General features: G+C 42.4%; 18 protein-coding genes. 9 read left to right on the top strand and 9 right to left on the bottom strand.

What is annotated here, in order from left to right:
* The 4 genes from AC4E96_RS02490 to AC4E96_RS02475 form a co-directional block, all read right to left on the bottom strand.
* The coding region (locus tag AC4E96_RS02490; RefSeq protein ID WP_490254801.1) for a hypothetical protein at positions 1-869 on the bottom strand (869 nt) is incomplete at its 3' end.
* A 69-nt stretch (positions 870-938) separates the two neighbouring features.
* On the bottom strand, positions 939-1,457 hold the full coding sequence (locus tag AC4E96_RS02485; RefSeq protein WP_490254800.1) for a DUF3087 family protein: 519 nt from the start codon (positions 1,455-1,457) through the stop codon (positions 939-941).
* A complete protein-coding gene (locus AC4E96_RS02480; protein WP_490254799.1) occupies positions 1,438-2,118 on the bottom strand; it encodes a hypothetical protein in 681 nt (226 codons plus the stop codon). The genes AC4E96_RS02485 and AC4E96_RS02480 overlap by 20 nt, the downstream gene beginning before the upstream one ends.
* 126 nt (positions 2,119-2,244) lie before the next feature.
* Positions 2,245-2,964: an SOUL family heme-binding protein gene (locus AC4E96_RS02475; RefSeq protein WP_490254798.1), complete on the bottom strand. Its 720-nt coding sequence runs from the start codon at positions 2,962-2,964 to the stop codon at positions 2,245-2,247.
* 166 nt (positions 2,965-3,130) lie between these two features.
* Here AC4E96_RS02475 and AC4E96_RS02470 point away from each other — a divergent pair, with 166 nt between their 5' ends.
* On the top strand, positions 3,131-4,168 hold the full coding sequence (locus AC4E96_RS02470; protein ID WP_490254797.1) for a hypothetical protein: 1,038 nt from the start codon (positions 3,131-3,133) through the stop codon (positions 4,166-4,168).
* 112 nt (positions 4,169-4,280) lie between these two features.
* Here AC4E96_RS02470 and AC4E96_RS02465 read toward each other — a convergent pair whose 3' ends face one another.
* Positions 4,281-4,541: a DUF3081 family protein gene (locus tag AC4E96_RS02465; protein ID WP_490254796.1), complete on the bottom strand. Its 261-nt coding sequence runs from the start codon at positions 4,539-4,541 to the stop codon at positions 4,281-4,283.
* Positions 4,542-4,832: 291 nt separating this feature from the next.
* On the opposite strand from AC4E96_RS02465, the gene AC4E96_RS02460 reads away from it, so the two are divergent.
* The 4 genes from AC4E96_RS02460 to AC4E96_RS02445 all read left to right on the top strand — a co-directional run bounded on the left by AC4E96_RS02460 (position 4,833) and on the right by AC4E96_RS02445 (position 9,858).
* Complete coding sequence (locus tag AC4E96_RS02460; RefSeq protein WP_488032119.1) at positions 4,833-5,609, top strand: DNA/RNA non-specific endonuclease; 777 nt, start codon at positions 4,833-4,835, stop codon at positions 5,607-5,609.
* 93 nt (positions 5,610-5,702) lie between these two features.
* A complete protein-coding gene (locus tag AC4E96_RS02455; protein WP_490254795.1) occupies positions 5,703-8,156 on the top strand; it encodes an endonuclease in 2,454 nt (817 codons plus the stop codon).
* Positions 8,157-8,410: 254 nt separating this feature from the next.
* Positions 8,411-9,382 carry a DUF3034 family protein gene (locus AC4E96_RS02450; RefSeq protein ID WP_490254794.1) on the top strand — a complete coding sequence of 324 codons (972 nt, stop codon included), beginning with the start codon at positions 8,411-8,413 and terminating at the stop codon, positions 9,380-9,382.
* Positions 9,383-9,396: 14 nt separating this feature from the next.
* The gene (locus AC4E96_RS02445) at positions 9,397-9,858 is read left to right on the top strand and encodes a group I truncated hemoglobin (protein WP_488032122.1); all 462 of its coding nucleotides are present in this window, start codon (positions 9,397-9,399) and stop codon (positions 9,856-9,858) included.
* A gap of 212 nt (positions 9,859-10,070) precedes the next feature.
* On the opposite strand, the gene AC4E96_RS02440 is transcribed toward AC4E96_RS02445, so the two are convergent.
* Entirely contained in the window at positions 10,071-10,355 is a 285-nt protein-coding gene (locus AC4E96_RS02440; RefSeq protein WP_488032123.1) for a peptidylprolyl isomerase, read from the bottom strand.
* A gap of 299 nt (positions 10,356-10,654) precedes the next feature.
* On the opposite strand from AC4E96_RS02440, the gene AC4E96_RS02435 reads away from it, so the two are divergent.
* Positions 10,655-12,097, top strand: coding sequence for a winged helix-turn-helix domain-containing protein (locus AC4E96_RS02435; protein WP_490254793.1), 1,443 nt, complete (start codon positions 10,655-10,657; stop codon positions 12,095-12,097).
* Between the two features lie 68 nt (positions 12,098-12,165).
* On the opposite strand, the gene fldB is transcribed toward AC4E96_RS02435, so the two are convergent.
* A complete protein-coding gene (fldB, locus tag AC4E96_RS02430) occupies positions 12,166-12,693 on the bottom strand; it encodes a flavodoxin FldB (RefSeq protein WP_490254792.1) in 528 nt (175 codons plus the stop codon).
* Positions 12,694-12,814: 121 nt separating this feature from the next.
* On the opposite strand from fldB, the gene xerD reads away from it, so the two are divergent.
* The 3 genes from xerD (at position 12,815) to recJ (ending at position 16,352) form a co-directional block, all read left to right on the top strand.
* Positions 12,815-13,735 (top strand): site-specific tyrosine recombinase XerD, encoded by a 921-nt coding sequence (xerD, locus tag AC4E96_RS02425; protein WP_490254791.1) that lies wholly within the window; start codon positions 12,815-12,817, stop codon positions 13,733-13,735.
* A 133-nt stretch (positions 13,736-13,868) separates the two neighbouring features.
* On the top strand, positions 13,869-14,594 hold the full coding sequence (dsbC, locus tag AC4E96_RS02420) for a bifunctional protein-disulfide isomerase/oxidoreductase DsbC (protein ID WP_490254790.1): 726 nt from the start codon (positions 13,869-13,871) through the stop codon (positions 14,592-14,594).
* A 9-nt stretch (positions 14,595-14,603) separates the two neighbouring features.
* Complete coding sequence (recJ, locus tag AC4E96_RS02415) at positions 14,604-16,352, top strand: single-stranded-DNA-specific exonuclease RecJ (RefSeq protein ID WP_490254789.1); 1,749 nt, start codon at positions 14,604-14,606, stop codon at positions 16,350-16,352.
* Here recJ and AC4E96_RS02410 read toward each other — a convergent pair.
* Both AC4E96_RS02410 and AC4E96_RS02405 read right to left on the bottom strand, forming a co-directional pair.
* Positions 16,349-17,797, bottom strand: coding sequence for an ABC transporter permease (locus AC4E96_RS02410; protein ID WP_490254788.1), 1,449 nt, complete (start codon positions 17,795-17,797; stop codon positions 16,349-16,351). The genes recJ and AC4E96_RS02410 overlap by 4 nt on opposite strands.
* Positions 17,787-18,512, bottom strand: a complete 726-nt coding sequence (locus tag AC4E96_RS02405) for an ABC transporter ATP-binding protein (protein ID WP_490254787.1) — start codon at positions 18,510-18,512, stop codon at positions 17,787-17,789. The genes AC4E96_RS02410 and AC4E96_RS02405 overlap by 11 nt, the downstream gene beginning before the upstream one ends.
* Positions 18,513-18,610: the final 98 nt, after the last annotated feature.

The raw sequence follows: 18,610 nt of genomic DNA, 5'->3' as shown, positions 1-18,610 counted from the left end.
TCAACCGCAGGTAAACCTTCAATCAAAAATAATGAGCCAATGATCTTGTATTGGTCGTCATGGATTGGCGCTGACACATGTTTCATAAAGTTAAACCAAGGCTCCAGTGTCATTGCATCGAAGATTCTTTTCCATGGTTTGCCTTCCGCATCCACAACAACAACGCCGATTTGGCAACGATAGGTTCGACATTCAACAAGTTGAAGGTCGACTTGGTGAGCATTTGGATGCGTAACAAAAAAATCATAAATACGCGTTTCCATCAAACTTGCCCATTCTTCATCAACAGGCTCAGAATTTAGGGCATGAAGATCTTCTTTCAATGGACCGCTCGTTTGATTTATATAGCTAGCAAAAGGTTCGTCATAGACAGCATCAACTTGTTGTTTAGACCAGTCTTGTCCTGCGGTTTGTTCTGCCGCTATGGCGTCGGCTGCTTTTATTTTTTCAGCAGTGGCCTTGGCCTTTTTTTGTCCACGAACAATGTCGACCATCATTGCAAGTTGACCCGCTAAGTAGTCGACTTCGGCTGTCAGTCGTTTCACTTCCTCTTCGAGCTGCTCGACCTCAGTAGTTGCGTCAGTGTCAGAATCGGAAGAAGTAGTTGCAGTCAAAGAGGGAGCATCTTTGGGTGCTGAACCTTGATTATTTTTTGAGGTAAGTGATTCAGGAGCCTCGAGGACAACAGCTTCATCAACTTGTGATATAAGCGAACCAGAATCCTTTTTTAGTGCATCTTGTTGAAGCGCCTTTTCGTGAGCTTCAACATAACCTTGGTAGACAAATACAATGGCACTGCCGATAACAACGCCCAATAACAGGTAACGAACCTTGTCTGACAATCGAGTGATATTTGTTGAGGTAGACATAAAATCCCTTTTAATTTTAAATCGTTCTTTATCTCAATACTATTGTACAAATATCAATCTAATCAAGCACTAAACTTGTTTTATTAGTGCTTCTTGATATTGCTCTGCCAAGGTCTCGCTCGTTCCGTTCAATTTAAGGGATTCAATTTTTTCTTCGAGCTCATTCGCGTTTTTGACGACAGTACTCATAGTAATTGTATTGTCATCAAGACGATATAATTGCTGACATGCCTTGTAATAAAAACTCATGATAATAAAGCCATTGATATCACCATTATCGACTAAGGCTTCTACCTTTTTTTGCTTACGGTAGATGTAATTGATTTGCTGTTTGAGTCGCCAAACATAGTCGACTTCTTCCAAATATGGGTGACTTCGATAGCGCTTTAATACTTGGCCTATTATCAACATCGCCAGTACCACACCCATTAAATTTAACCAAAAATGAGTGCCTTCACGGTCAGTAAATAAAAAGATCGCGCTTTGCGAAATCCCTAGTGACAAAACTGTCAGGCTGACGATACCAATTATAATGAGTACATTAAGGTGCTTGCGGTACGTTTCTTTATTAATTTGTTGCAGTTGCATCGTTTACTTCTTCTAATTTAATTTCACCTGATTGAATCTTAGGGTTGCTTCTGAGGCTTTTTAACATCAACTCTTGATGCTTTGATTCTTGATAGGTTCTTGCTTTAACCTTTGAGTTCTGAGACTTAATTAGTTCTATCAAGATCCAATTTGGCGTTGATGGGTTACGTGCCAAAGACATTAGCGTTCCAAACTGATCTTTCTTGTTGTACAAACGTTCGAGGGTTTCAATTGAAGATGATGGATTGCTTGCGACTAGGTTGTCCACGTGATAACCAAAATTCGTTTTATAACCAACAAAAGTATCGAGCTCTTGTGGTGAAGTATTGGGGTTTTGGGCAGCGTTTAGCACATACTCCTGTTCGTAAGCGTTGTTGAGTAAATAGCCGTTAAAACCGCTTGCCACTAGCGCACATACTAGGAAAATTAAGCTATTAGATATACGTTGGTTTTGAAGATGTGCCACGCACTTATAAATACATAAGCCAAGTACACTCCAAATGATCACGCCCCAAAATACGGAACTTAAGATAACGATCCCACCTTGCGCATCACCAACTCCCGCAGTGAGGAGTTTAGTTTGATACATAAGCCAAACTGGTAATACTCCACCGATTAAAAAGGCGACTAATAACCTTTGAACTGTTGTTAACGTTTTCATGAATTTAGCTTTACCCAACTCTTCATTTGATAAATGACAGGACCAATAAAAAGCAAGGTGAAAGGGTCACCTTGCTTCAAACCTGAATTATCATTGATTTAGTGTCGATTATAAAGCTTTAACGCTTTACTGCTTAGTCACTTGGACGAGCACTTCGTTTTTTCGATACATTGGCAAGGTCATAGGACCATTATAAGCCGCTGTATATGGTTTACCGACTGGAACGTATTCTTGCTGTGCCAACCAATCCATTAGTATTTGAGTGTGCTTTTTGACATTACTGTCACTCAGCGTCCAACTGAATTGAATCGCTGCGACTTGGTAATCGGTGACTTCACTAACAAAAACAAACGGGTTTGATGGTTTTGGTGTGGTTTGATAACTAAATGATTGAGGCATCACAAATGACATCATAGGCTCTGTGTTATCGGCCTCTAAAGACTCACTTGTTTCTCTCGCGTCGCCGACATTGGTATTACCCATAAAAACAGGTGCCGTCATTTCAATTTTTAGGCCTTCTTTGGCATCGTTGTCTTTATTTTGCGGAGACAAAGAGCTGGAATCCGCTCCCATAAAAACAGGCGCTGTCATGGCGATTTCACGTGCCCCTTCATTTTCGCCAGCTATATAATTAAACAAGCGCTTAAATGCACTATTTCGGCCCCTTTCCATGCTCGTTGAAACGAGTACCATTGAGTCATAGTTGCGAATTTCCATTGTACGCTCTGTATCAGGATCAATTGCTGACTGAATGACAGAATAAGGCGCGTCTTTTACTCCTGTTTCCCCAAATACCGAACAGCCCGCCATCGAAAATAATACCAAGGTAAGTGCTAGCTTTTTCACAGTGATTCCTTTTCTTCACTAAAATTAAATTATTACGTTATACGCGTTAACTATCAGCTCGTATCACTTGGTAATTTGATGATTTAGAAAATATTTTCAGTCAACTTTGTTTCTATTGGTTATAGTAAAGGTATCAGTCTGAAACTATTATATAATTTAGGAAGTTATGAGACAGTTAATTTCATCTTTTTCCAACGGTATTCGAGGCCAACTTGGTCACACGTCTCACTCATCAAAAACGTTAACACGTCAGGTTGTTTTCCGCCGACTCCAAGCCTTGTTAATAGCCATTAGCTTTATCTTAATAGCCTTGTCTACGACGACTGTATTGGCAAAAAACATCAAAGTCGACTTTCACCAGGTACCACAACAAGCGCGCAACGACTTTTATCAGGCGACTAACATTATCGAACAGTGTGTGGATGTTTCAGTACCAATCAAGATTAAAGTTGTGTGGATTCCCAAAGGACCAACTGGCTTTGCAGTGTATCGACCAACTAAAAATCAAGCCGAATTTTTGATTAAGAACGCTTGGTATCCTTCCGCTCTTGCCCACCAGCTAAGAGGTCAACGCGACAGTAACTTAGATGACATGAACTTGTTCTTCTCTGCGCAAACTAAGTGGTATTTTAAAAACAGCTTTGACAACAATACGGCCAGTGACATTAAGGCAAATGAAACCGATTTTATCAATGTAGCTTTGCATGAAATTCTGCACGGTTTGGGGCTCAGCTCAGCCACTTATGTCGAATGGCAAAAAGAAAAACATAAATACCGACACGACAAACCCAAAAACAAAGAACAAAAATTAGGGGCGATTGGTTTACCCAATGAGTACATCAATTACTTCACGTATAGTTTTGGTAAGTTAGAGCTCGATGGTACGCCAGCCTTGTACGATACTTTTATTAGAACCGACGAGGGTGACACCCTATTTGGTTTCGCCAATCCATCCGCTGAATTGGCTGACAAAATCAATGGCGAGAACTTTTTCCACGGTCCAAATGCAAGACGCGCCAACAACGGCAACGCAGTACCGCTGGTCAGTGGTAACCTGTCTCATATCGATATCAATTTAGGCACAACACCGATTATGTTACCAAACAGCGGTATTGGTGAGAGCGTGCATCAACTAGACCCAATCGCCATTGGCATGTTGAAAGACTTAGGCTGGAAAGTGAAGCCAAGGTGTCTAGCTAAGTAGTTATATTAGATTAGGTGATTATGTTGAATTAAATAATCACCTCTGGTTTACGCTTCTAAAAAAGTGAAAGCCAACGATCAAGATTAGGACGAATACACTAATTACTTAATCACTAAAAGTTCTTATCGATATACGTCAAACGTTTTTCAAAATCCTCACGGGCTTTATCCGTGGGGTAATCAAATTCATATTTGTTGTGGAAAAATAGCGTCAACTGACATTGGACGTCAGATAAAAACACAGTATAACCATCAAAGTCAGAGCTCGCTTTGACTCCTTCTAATTTGTGCCCTTCTTCCACCGATTCGCCATTTTCACGAATTTTTTCGTAAACCCTTAACAACATGTGTAAGTCCAAATCGTTTTTCATCATCAATCTCCGTTAATAAAGCGCAGTGAATAAATAAAAGCACAACGCTGACAATAGTTTACTTTCCTCACTACGGTCAAGAAGCTGAATTCGATTAGACTGTATTTAGAGTTTTTAATCTAAAAAACAAAACCAACTTGTCGCTATGTATTCAACAACCCGATTATCTGTACCAATATGTTTCCGCACTGGGATATTTTTCTATCAAATTAAATATCTTAGGTAATTATTTTGTAACAAGAAAAGTGTACAGTACCCTCGCCCTTAAAAAGCTAAATAAAAAGCGAGCATATTATGAAAATTACATTAGGTATTTTCATTTTATTCATTTCCTTTGTTACTAACGCATCGACGACCCATTGCAGTCAGTTTGGCTGTCCTTCTGGTGCTCCCTCTAGTAACGATATTATTGAGCGTCCTATTTACAAGCTGAGCAATAACCGCTCAACCAAGCTTGCAGATTGGGCTGCTTACAAAGTCACTCCAATGACTATTGACGGTCCAAGTCGCTCGCGCACATGGAAAGCGGACCCGAATATTTCAAGCCGTTATACGCTTGAACCTTCAGACTACACGGATGCACACGCAGTAATTGGGACCGACCGTGGTCACCAAGTTCCTTTAGCGAGTTTTAGTAATACAAGCTACTGGCGCGATACCAATTATCTGTCAAACATCACTCCACAAGCCTCCGAACTTAACCAAGGCCCATGGGTTCGACTTGAAACCGCTGTTCGTAACTTTGTGCGAACAGGACAATCGGTTTATGTCGTTACTGGTCCTTTGTATGAGTTTTATTGGGCCTCACTACCTCGAGCAAACGAAAAGCATACTGTTCCGTCCGGCTATTTTAAAGTCGTCGCAACGGTCAGCAGTTCGGGCTGGGTAGAGGCATCGGCGTTCATCATGTCACAGAACAGTTCTCGCAGTACTTATTATTGCAGCACTGAAGTGACAATAGATGAAGTGGAGCAAAGAGCCGGTCTCAATATTCTTCCTTCATTGCCTTGGTACAAGGCATCGGCAGTTGAAGCAAATATTGGCGGACTTTCGAGAGAGCTAGGTTGTTAATCAAAACAATCTAGCTTTTTTTTTACCTGAAGAAATTGAGTCAGACCACTAATAACAAAAATCGGTCGGCTCACTAACAAAAAGATAATTATTATGTCTTATTACAATAAAAAGAAGTCGTTAGCTGTTATCGCAGCGGCGTCTTTCATGGTCTCAAACGTCGCAATGGCAGATGCACCTGCTGGTTATTACAACGCTGTTGATACAACTAATGCGACAACTCTAAAAGCTACTTTGCACGCGATCATTGATGATCACCAGCGTTTTCCTTATACCTCAAGTTCTACCGATACTTGGGATATTTTAGAAGCGGCGGATCAAGATCCGGACAACCCAAATAATGTTATCGACATTTACCGCAATGCGAGCTACCCAAAAGCAGGCGGTGGTAACACCAACTACAACCGTGAACACAGCTGGCCGAAGTCTTATGGTTTTCCAAAAGATGGCAGCAGCAACTCAGCTTACACTGACGCTCATCACTTGTTTATTGCTGACAGTAGCTACAACTCGAGTCGCAGTAACAAGCCTTATGCTGATTGTACGAGCGGCTGTACTGAAAAAGTCACGCTTGTGAACAACGGTCGTGGTGGTTCAAGTGCCGAGTCTAACTGGACAGCCGGTTCTTTTTCTTCTGGTTCATGGCAAACATGGAGCGGTCGTAAAGGGGATGTCGCCCGTGCTCTAATGTACATGGCAGTTCGTTACGAAGGTGGAACACATGGTGTGACAGGTCACGCAGAGCCTGACTTGATCTTAACGGACGATCGCACTTTGATTGAACAGTCGAATCAAGGCGCAAACATCAGTGTAGCCTATATGGGTCTTAAATCTGTCTTACTACAATGGCACAAAGACGATCCCGTTGATGCGTTTGAAATGCGTCACAACGACGTTGTGTATAGCTACCAAGGCAATCGTAATCCATTTGTTGATCATCCAGAGTACGTAAGCTGTGTATTTGAAGCTCAGTGTTCAGGTCTAGGTGGTGGCACTGGTGGTGATACGACAGCACCGACAACTCCGTCAGGCTTAACAGCAATGGGCGGAAACGCGAGTGTGAACTTGACGTGGAATGCCAACAGCGAGTCAGATTTAGCGGGTTATAACGTATACCGTAGCGATAGCTCAAACGGCACTTACATCAAAGTAAACAATGGCCTAGTAAATACGTCTATGTTTGACGACAGTAACTTGTCTGCAGCAACTACGTATTTCTACAAAGTCACTGCCGTTGACACTAGCTCAAATGAGTCAGCACAAAGCAGCGTTGTTTTTGCTACAACTGACGAAGGCACTAGTGCCCCAACTGGTATCGCTTGGATAAATGAATTCCACTACGATAACTCTAGCTCAGATATCAATGAGTTTGTAGAGATTGCAGGCAGTGAAGGCACTGATCTAACGGGCTGGCAAGTGGTTGCTTACAACGGCAGCAATGGTGAGTCATACAAAACCGTCACGTTGAATGGCACCTTATCAAATCAAAGCAATGGGTTTGGTTTTTATAATGTGGCATTTACTGGTATGCAAAATGGCGGACCAGATGGCTTAGCTTTAGTTAATGCTAGCGGTGAAGTGGTTCAATTCATTAGCTACGAAGGCACAATGACAGCGGCTAATGGTCCAGCGGCGGGTCAAACGTCAACGGACATTGGTGTGTCTGAAACAACTTCTACTCCAGTAGGCTATTCGCTTCAGCTGACAGGTTCAGGTTCTCAGTACAGTGACTTCACTTGGACAGGTCCACAAACGGACAATCCAGGCCAAGCTAACACAGGTCAAAGTTTTACAGGTGCTGCACCAGTAAACCAAGCGCCTGTTGCAAGCTTTACTGCTAACTGTACAAACTTAACTTGTAACTTTAATGCCAATGCAAGCTCAGATACAGACGGTTCAATTGTCGCTTATGACTGGTCGTTTGGAGATGGTAAAACATCAACAGGCCCAGCGGTGACAAACAACTACGCAAATGCTGGCGACTATACAGTTACTTTAACAGTAACTGACAACCAAGGTGCAACAGATGTGGTAAGTCAAAACGTGTCTGTGACGGCTCCAGCTGTACTGCCGTGGATTAACGAATTCCATTACGACAACAGTGGTAGTGACCGTAACGAGTTTGTTGAAATCGCCGGTACTGCAGGCACTGACCTTTCTGGTTGGACAATAGAAGCGGTTAACGGTAGCAACGGTGAGGTTTATAAGACAATTAACCTTTCTGGTAGCATTGATAACGAGCAAAGCGGTTATGGCGCATTAGGCTTTAATGCAAAAGGTCTTCAAAACGGACCTGATGGCTTAGTCCTAGTTAATGACCAAGGTGAAGTGGTTCAGTTCATTAGTTACGAAGGCACAATCAGTGCAACTAATGGTGCGGCAGCTGGTCTTAGCTCAACCAATGTTGGAGTTAAAGAAACTTCATCAACAGGTCGTAGCCAATCTTTACAGCTGAAAGGCACGGGTAGTGTTGGCGATGACTTTAATTGGTCTAACCCAACGAGTGCAAGTAAAGGTTCATTAAACTCAGGTCAGTCAATTAACTAACCTGTTTTTGTTGGCATATCATTAACCACTTTTTAAGGGCAATTTAGTTGTTACTATTGGGCTTTCCGATCAGCTTGTTATTTCGGTGATAAACACGGAGTAATAATGCAGAACCGCGACAGCTTAAATACCAACGACTAAGCTAAAAAAGCCTGGTGCTGAACGCACTGGGCTTTTTTTATTGGTCAATTATTGTTTTAATGAATTGAGACTAACTTATTATTTTTAATAATGTTTACACATTAGGAGTAGATATGAAGGCGCCTAGTAATTTGAAGTTGATATTTTCAGCTTCCCTATTTGCAATGAGTTCGACAGCGCTTGCAGACACAGGTAGTAAGTTACTGGCAACGGGCGGTATTACTAGCTTTGAAGGCTCCGCAGGTGGCGGGATCACGCCTTGGGCACTAATCGCAGGATACGCCAGCCAAGAGGAAATAAACGCAACGGCCAATGTTCAGCAATTAAGTGCCGGTGAATATCAGCTTTCAACCTTTGGCGCTGCCGTCGGCGCTTATGACAAGTTTGAGTTTTCACTTCAAAAGCAGTCTCTCGACGTTTCTTCTGGTGTCGTCACCAATGTATTTAATGCCGTCACTGGAGGTCCAACTCCAAGTATTATCGCGCCGAGTACCAAAATCGAACAAACCATCATAGGTGCCAAGTACAAAGTATTTGGCGATGCGGTTTTTGACAGTAACCCTTACATGCCTCAGATTTCGGTTGGTTTGCAATACAAGACCAATGACAGCTTTGACAATTCGTTGAGCATTTACAACGGCGCAGTACCTGTACCTGACACCGGCGTACCTATGCTTCTCGGCGCAAAAGATAAATCAGGTACCGACTTATACGTGAGTGCCAGTAAAGTATGGTTAGGTATTGCGGAAGGAAAAAACTTGTTATTTAACGCCACCGCTCGTTACTCAAATGCTAATACATTTGGGCTGTTAGGGTTTGGTAAAGGCGAAGACGATGATTACGAACTGGAGTGGGCAGCAAGTCTAGCGCTGTTTTCCGGTACGAACACTATTATTGGCGTAGAAGCCCGACAGCAAGCAGATCGTCTTGGTGGACTTGCCAAAACAGACACCGTTACTGACTTCTTTATTACCTATTTACCATCAAAAGAATGGTCTATCACCGCTGCTTATGTCGACTTGGGTAATCTGCCATTTCAAGAAGACACCAGTGGTATTTACCTTAGTGTTACCGCCAATCTTTAATAGGAGCTAAATACATGAAACCTTTTCTTACCTCTTTGGTTGTGGTCGCAGCGCTTTCTCTGTCTTTAATGGGGTGTAGCAACTCAACAATGCACTCAAGCGATGCTCTGCAAGCTGAGCCTTCTGACTTGTATAAAGAAATTGGCGGCAGACAAACCTTATCAAAGGTGTTCGGACTGGCTCTGACTCGAATCTATAACGACCCAGTTATTGGCCATTATTTCGATGGTGTGCCTAAATCTCATATTCGGAAACATTTGACCGCACAGACGTGTGAATTAATTGGTGGACCTTGTAAATATGAAGGCAAGGACATGAAAGTGGTGCATACGGATCACGGTATCACCGACAAAGAATTTTTTATATTAGTCGAATATGTGCAAGGTGCGATGCGAGATATCGGCTTAACTGCTGAACAAGAAAACCAAATTTTACAAAAGCTCGCGCCATTAAAATCACAAATTGTGTACTTGTAAAAGCGCGAAGGTTCGTTTTATTAGCCACATTGGCGCTATTCTCTAGATGGTTTATCCGGTCAAGAATGAGGTCTACCAACTTTTATCGCACCAATCGTTTTGACGCTAAGAGTTATGACGCTAAGAGTTATGACGCTAATATTTATTACGCTGATATTTATGACACTAATTGGCAATTAAACAGGCGAGCCGAATATCAAACTGTATTCCGGTTAAGTGCGGTACACCGTTTTTATTAAGTGAAAACCAAATTTGGTTTTGACCGGACCATGGACTTCATACAAGTCTTTTTTGAACACAACATCGTCAAATGCCTTGACCATATCGCCTTGTTGAAACTCACCTAGATCACCGCCTTTTTTTCGACTCGGGCAAGTTGAATGCTGTTTGGCGACTTGCTGAAAGTTTGCTCCTTTCTTTAATTTCTCTTTTAATTTCAAGGCTTCCTTTTCAGTTTTTACCAAAATGTGATACGCAGAGGCACGCTTTTTAGCCATCAATGACTCCAAATAAATTAATTACTGCCAATATAGTTTTATTTATTATACGCCTAAACAACGTTGAAAAAAAATTTCTTAACTCTCATGAGCTTAGTTAGTAAATGCTGACTTTATGAGTCGATGGAAAAAATTAGCAGTGACAAATAGTTTTTCATAATGCAGAATTACCGATTATAGGTCATTACTTTTTGTTTTAGCGAGTGATGCTGTGCCTTACAAAAGCTCGGGAATTCCCTTACAGCATTAAATATGGATAGCCGCTAAAATAAAGCTTTATTGAAAGCTCAGGAGCTACATTGTCTACACTTTACGTCACTGAAGATTGGACGTTTTCGCCGTCAACATTAACGTTGAGTTATATTGATACAAAAAAAGAAGCGGTATTAGATCCAAAGACATCTCGTCTTTTAGGATATTTCCTTCGTTGCCATCCGAAAGTCTGTACGCGAGACGAAATTTATCAAGAACTATACGGTATTGAAAATGCCCGCGCCGATGGAACTATCACCGCATATGTCTCTAAATTAAGAAAAATATTGGAAACGACGCCTGAGACGAAAGGTAAATACCTTAAAACCATTCCAAAAACTGGCTATCAGTTTGTCGGTCAATACGAGATCGGTTCGGTGTCAAAAAAACCGATTTATATTCAGGATAGTGACATCTCGTCAGCAAATGAAATTCATGAAAACACTGCCTCTGGCTTACCGTCAATACAAAAAGTGAACCCTCAAACGGTAATGAAAAAAGCGGCAATGCCTCTAGAGGACTTGAGCTCTTCTCATTTATCTAAACGTATTAACTGGCAGCGCCTCTACTCAGTGGAGTTCATCATTATTCTTTTATTGATGCTACTTATCGCTTTCTTAATGGGTAATGAACATAAACATGAAGAGAATAACTTAGTCACACCATCGGTACAGCTCAGCGCAACAGATTGGAACCTATTCCATGCCGAAAGTGGTATTAATCAATCCGTTGCCTTATCGAGTGACGGACTTTTCATTGCCTTTGTTAGTGGTTCTAAAGGTGCTAATGATTTATTTGTTAAAGGCGTTTTGGGTGAGCAATTAAACAAGGTTTTTACCGCTCAATCTGGCGTTATTGAGTCACCCGCGTTTTCACCAAACGGTACTCAGTTGGCTTTTATCAACCGCACTCCAATAGATAAAACGCAACAGCACGATGCTCTTCAGTCTACTAGCCAATGTAACGTCGTGATTGTACAGCTTGATTCTAATCATTATGCAATTGAGAACTCTGAACGAGTCGTAGCGAATTGTAACCCAAATCACATCAAAGCGCCGTTGGCGTTTATTGATGAAAATAACCTAGTTTTTCTTGAGTTTAATTCAGGGTCACAAACGAGTACCCTTGCCAGAATTGAGTTAGACACAGGGGCGTCGTCCGCTATTTTGTCTGGTGAACAAAATGACTTCGGTCAGGTTTTGGCCTTTGCCTTTAACAATGGCACAAGTCAACTCGCCTTAATCAGCGAAATGAAGCAAAACGAAAGCGACTTAAAATTCAGTATTTGCATATATGACTTGAATGAGAATAGAGAAACACACCTTGTGACGACCACAACGGCATTAAGCGGCATCGAGTGGGTTAACAATCAAAAACTAATTGTTAAAAAAGGCCAACAACTGCAATTGGTTGACCTCGAAAATAAAGATATTAGGCCGGTAACATTAAGCCAGCTAAAAAGTGAACTGGGCGAGACGAAAAAGTCTTAAACATGCTGACGATTAGTCGCTTTGTTATGCTCGCCTAGTTTTATGCGCTTTGTTTTGCTTGATCTGTTTTATTCGCTTACTTCCACTAACAACTGCTCACACCAGGTTGCAATTCGCTCATCTGATTTTTCATATTGTGTTTCATCGTCTAAAGCCAATCCAACAAAGTGGCTCTTATCTTCAGTAAGGGCTTTTGAGCCTTCAAATTCGTATTCATCACTATTAGGCCAGTAGCCAATTGGTTCTGCACCTTGAGCAACGACAGCATCATGAAGCATACCTAATGCATCTTGGAACCACTCGGTATATCCGACCTGGTCTCCCAAGCCAAAAATACTGACTTTTTTGCCTCTTAAATCGATACCTTCAATATCGTCCCAATGGCTTTCCCAATCTTCTTGTAATTCGCCAAAATCCCAGGTGGAAATACCCAAAATTAACCAATCAAAGTCAGCCATTTGGCTCAGCGGCGTATCTTTAATGTTAAACATGTCGACAAGCGGTGCATCAAATAACGTATTGAGTTGAGTCTGGATCTTTTCTGCGGCCATTTCTGTGTAGCAGGTTGTCGAGCCATAAAACAAACCGATTTTCATTGATACTCCTAAATCGTTTACTGCTGCAGATACACTGCAATGTGGAAGGAAAGCGTCGCGCAGTTTAGCAAATTTATGTTAAATTGGAATCATGTGCGCAATTCAAATAACAGAATAAGTCATGTCTCTATCAGCCACGTTCGACACTAACAACTCTGCAGATATAAACCTAGTCAAACAGTTCTTGGATCATTTGTGGCTAGAGAAAGGGTTATCTGACAATACTCTAGCGGCCTACAAAAATGATTTGAGCCTATTTGTTGAATATCTCCATGGTAACGCGACAACTTTGCAAGACTGCACAGAACTGGATATTGAAGGCTTTTTGGCTTTTCGTGGTGAGCGCGGTTTCAAAACGAGATCCACTGCCCGTAGCCTCAGCGCCATAAAACGCTTTTTTAAGTATTTGCTGACAACCAAGCAACGCCAAACTAACCCAACCGCTTTGGTAAAAGCACCAAAAATTACCCCGCCTATTCCAAAGACGTTATCCGAAAACGACGTAGAGGCTTTATTAGAGGTTCAAAACCTTGAGGATGACATCGAATTTCGTGACCGCGCTATGTTAGAACTACTGTACGCAACCGGGTTGCGCGTCACTGAATTGGTCAGCCTTACCATGAGTGATGTAAGCCTCAACCAAAATGTAGTGCGTGTTATAGGTAAAGGGGGCAAAGAGCGCTTAGTACCTATGGGCGAAATAGCATCTGACTGGCTCGAGCAATATATCAAAAGGCACCGCGGTGCATTATTAAAACAACCCAACGATGTGTTGTTTCCTTCGAGTCGAGGGCAGCAAATGACACGCCAAACCTTTTGGCACAGAATCAAGTGTTATGCTCAACGCGCCAACATTCAATCACACTTATCTCCGCACACTCTGCGTCACGCGTTTGCGACGCACTTACTCAACCACGGTGCCGACTTACGTGTGGTGCAAATGCTATTAGGTCACAGCGACTTATCTACCACTCAAATCTACACGCACGTAGCCAAAGAAAGATTAAAGTCACTGCACAGTGAACACCACCCACGAGCCTAATAAAAGCCAAGTAACCAAACCAATACAAAGTTACTGTTAATAAAATGGCCATGACTACATTTTTTTGCACATATAAGAAACTTTCTTTGTTAGTATGCGGTCTATCTGTGAAGGACAAACAACAGGAATTAATATGAAGTTATTAAAAGTCGTCGCAATTGTCGCCGCATCTGCCCTATTGTCGGTAGGTTTTTCTGCTCAAAGCTCTGAAGCTAACAAAGACCAAGCAATCAAAAGTAAGTTATTACGTATTGGCTTAACAGCAAACAAAATTGAAGACACGCCAATTGAAGGACTTAAACAAGTCGTGACTAACCGCGGTGTGTTTTACACCTCAGAAGACGGCAGCTACTTTATTGCTGGTCGTTTATTTGACGTAAATAGCGGCATGAAGAACTTAACGGACTTGGCTCTTGCTGAATTGCGCTTAAACGGCATAGAAAAATACAAAGAATCGATGATCGTCTTCCCAGCGGAAAACGAAAAGCACGTGGTCACTGTATTTACTGATACAACTTGTGGCTACTGCAAAAAAATGCACTCAGAAGTTGAAGAATACAACAAACTTGGTATCACAATTCAGTACCTAGCGTTTCCTCGTGGTGGTATGAATAGCCAAGGCTTTGATCAAATCCAAGCTGTATGGTGTTCAAAAGACCAGCAAAGCGCAATGACAACTGCAAAAGCAGGTGGTTACGTCGATGCTGAAAACTGTCCTACTAAAGTTGTAGAGCATTACAACTTAGGCCAAGCGGCTGGTGTTACCGGTACGCCTGCTATTGTTTTAGAAAATGGTCAGTTAATTCCTGGTTATAAACCAGCAAAATCACTACTAGCAGATTTACAACGCAGTTTATAAGTTTAAGCAATGCCCCTAAACATCCAACGACGAGCTGTGTCTGATGACGCAGCTCTAAACGCTTTCCCGAGTAATATTCATCCCATCATCGCCAAAATATATGCAGGAAGAGGCATAACATCGTTTGATCAAATCAAACGAAAAGCCGGAGACTTACTGCCCGTTTCGACAATGAAAGGCATCAATGATGCAGTGCCACTTTTATTTGATGCATTACAACGCCAAGCGAACATTACCATTGTCGGTGACTTTGACGCCGATGGTGCCACCAGCACAGCACTAATGATGCTCGGCTTGAGAAAGCTCGGATTTGCCAATGTAAATTACAAGGTTCCAAACCGCTTTGATTATGGTTATGGCTTGAGCCCTGAGCTTGCCAATGATCTTATTCAGACCAACACGGATTTAATTATCACCGTCGATAACGGCATCTCCTGCATCGCCGGAATCGAAATCGTTAAAAACGCGGGCATTGGCGTCATCGTAACGGACCACCACTTGGCAGGACATCAATTGCCAAATGCCGATGCCATCATTAACCCAAATCAACCGGGTTGTGAATTTGCCAGTAAAAATATTGCTGGTGTCGGTGTCGCATTTTATTTGTTACTTGGTTTCCGCGCTTATCTAAGAGATCAGGGGTACTTTGAACAACACCAAATCACTCCACCAAACCTAGCGGAATTTATCGACTTGGTCGCACTTGGAACCGTGGCGGATGTCGTAAAGCTAGATGCCAACAATCGCATTTTGGTTCATCAAGGCTTGGCTCGAATCAAAAGCGGTGTTTGTCGTCCAGGTATTCGTGCTTTGTTGGCGATGAGTAATAAAGACCTTAAGAAAGTCACCTCATCTGATTTTGGTTTTGTTATTGGGCCAAGACTTAACGCCGCAGGTCGATTAGATGATATGTCTTTTGGTATTCGTTGTTTGTTAACTGAGGACTACGGTCAGGCATTAAAAATGGCCGAAGATCTCAATGATCTCAACAATGAGCGTAAAGATATAGAACAAGGCATGCGTCAAGAAGCTGAGTCTGTGGTTTCACAACTCACTTTAGATGAGGGAAATGTTCCCAATGGTATATGTGTTTACAAACCAGATTGGCACCAAGGTGTTATTGGAATCGTTGCCGGGCGCTTAAAAGAAAAGTATTACCGCCCTACTATCGCGTTTGCTAAAGCCGCTGTCGACGCCACGGGCGATGGCGAACTCAAAGGTTCTGCACGATCGGTTCCTGGTCTACATATTCGCGACATTTTAGATGAAGTGAATACTCGTTATCCTGGAACCATACTCAAATTCGGTGGTCATGCGATGGCAGCCGGCTTGAGTATCCAAGAGAGTCAGCTCGATGCTTTTCAACAGGCGTTTGATCAAGTACTCAGCCAACACCTAACTCAAGATGTGCTTACGCAAATTACTTTAACGGATGGTGAATTACCGCCGGAATGTTTCAGTATCGACTTTTGTCAGCAATTAACGCAAGCGGGCCCATGGGGACAAGGTTTTGCTGAGCCGACGTTTGACGGAACGTTTGAACTGATTAATCAGCGCTTAGTTGGTGCCAAACACTTAAAAATGGTGCTGGCCAACACTCAAGGCGAACTATTCGATGCCATTCACTTTAATGTGGACTTGACCGAGTGGCCAAACCCACATTGTCAAAAAGTACGCCTTGTTTATCAACTCGACATTAATGAGTTTAGAGGCAACATCAGCGTTCAACTGTTAGTGAGAGAACTGGAGCCTGCCTAGACTTTTATCTGCAGGCTCGTTTGTAATGAACTCCGGTACGCTTTGAGTGCCGGAATCAACCCGACCAACATACTACCAACTAAAACCGCGCCCCAAATCTTCAATGTGTTCACATTAAAAATCGCCACTTCTATAAACAACCCTAGCTGACTCGCTAACGCAGCTTGGCTCGCCAACAATGCAACATACAGCAATGCTGTCGCCAACAGTAAAGATACCAACGTAATCAAAATGACTTCTAGCTGAATCAAGCCAAAAACAAATATGGGTCTTGCGCCGAGTGTCCTCATGATCGCAATTTCACGAGTTCGCTCTTTCATTGTGGCTAATAACATCGTACTCATCCCAATCAAAGTCGTTACCAAAACGAGCGCTGCGATGACTTGTAATACGACTTCTACCGAGCCAACAATTCGCCACAACTGCGTCAACGCCACACCAGGCAAAATAGCCGAGATAGGCTCGTCTGCAAAATCATTCGCCCACTTTTGCATAATCAAGCTCGCGTACCGTGCTTTTAGTCCAACAAAAATAGCCGAGACTTTAGTTTCGTCTTTGTTTAACTTTTCTAACGACTCATTCCCCTGTGATACATCATCGCCTTTGCTGTCACCTTGGCTAACAGCCTGCGAATTATGGTCGTCGTTATGATTATGCGCATCATTGTCGCCGTGGTCGTGACTATCGTCATGCTCATGGCTATGGTCGTCCTCATGACTATGGTCGTCTTCCTGACCGTGGTCATGCCCATGACTGCGTTCTTCATCAGAGTGAGTATGATGGCTTTCCTCAGCGTGCTCGTGTGAGTGACCTTCGCCATGCATCAATGCCAAACCAACAAAGCTGATGTGTAATGCCTGATCGACTGGTGTGCCCGTCTTTTCTAGGATTCCGACAATGGTAAATGGTGTTGCATCATGATGGGTAAAACTGGTTACGCCTGTACCATGAGACAACACAATTTTGTCGCCAACATGATAGTGGTACTTGTCTGCAATATCAGCCCCTAAGACAAGGTCAAAATCAGCAGAAGGCAGGCGACCACTTTGCAAGTGAAGTGCTTGCTTGTTGCCATATTTGAAGTTTTGATAATAACTTGATGTGGTCGCGATGACTCTGTGACCTCGATGAGAGTCACCAAGTGCGATTGGTGCCGCCCATTCGACCATTGGGTGTTTTGCCAACGCTTCATAGGAATGCCAGCTGATCGCTTGGCCTGTCTCGCCAATTCGAAATACCGAGCCTAATAGCAAGTTTAGTGGTCCGGTTCGTGGACCAACAATCAAGTCAACACCAGAAACGGTACGGCTAAAACTCTCTTTGGCTTGATGGCGAATATGCTCAACCGCTAATAAAACAAAAATACTAATGGTCAAAGCAAGAACGGTTAATAATACGGTTCCTTTGCGGTTTAGTAAGCTCTGTTTGGCAATATTAACAAACATCTTGGTAGTGCCTCCCAGCTTGATTAATCGATTGAATATCCAAAACATTATCAAAGTGACTTGCCAAACTCTTATCGTGACTAACAAAGACTAATGTCGCACCATAAGACTCAGTCAAAGAGAACAAAAGTTTAATGAAAGCATCTCGACTATCTTGATCAAGAGAAGAAGTCGGTTCGTCAGCAATCAGTAGCTCTGGCTCATTGATTAACGCTCTGGCAATCGCAACTCTTTGTTGCTGCCCCACACTCAACTGACTTGCCGGTTGCTCAACAATGTCAGCTGGTAAATTAAGACGAGAGATTAAATCGGTTAGCTTATCTTCAACACTCATTGAGTTAGATTGGCTGCTGGATTTGTCACGTTTTTCAGAAAAGTAGTTCGCCAATAAAATATTGTCTTTGACCGACAAATAAGGAATGAGATTGAGCTGTTGGAAAACAAAACCTATATGTCGGGCTCTAAAAATATCGCGACCTTTTCCTTTGAGCTCATCCAAGTTCTGATTGAGAATCGTCACCTGCCCAGCCGTTGGTTCAGTGAGACCGGTCAATAAGTTCAATAATGTTGATTTACCAGAACCTGAAGGGCCATAAAGAAAAACATGATCGCCTTTGGACACAGACCAATCGTTAATAGACAGCACGAGTTTTTGTGGTGAATTAGGATACGCAAAAGTGGCGTTTTTAACCGAAATCACGTTAGGCTTGGACATACAATCTCCTTTAAATCTCGGTCATTATCATAGCGAATAAGAACAAAAAAAGCAGTGCTTTCAAGCACTGCTTTCGACTTTTAAACAAAGGGTAGCGA

It is taken from the genome of Psychrosphaera sp. (assembly GCF_982872775.1).
Note: the sequence above shows the minus strand (reverse complement) of the source record. Positions and strands in the feature narration are given on the sequence as shown.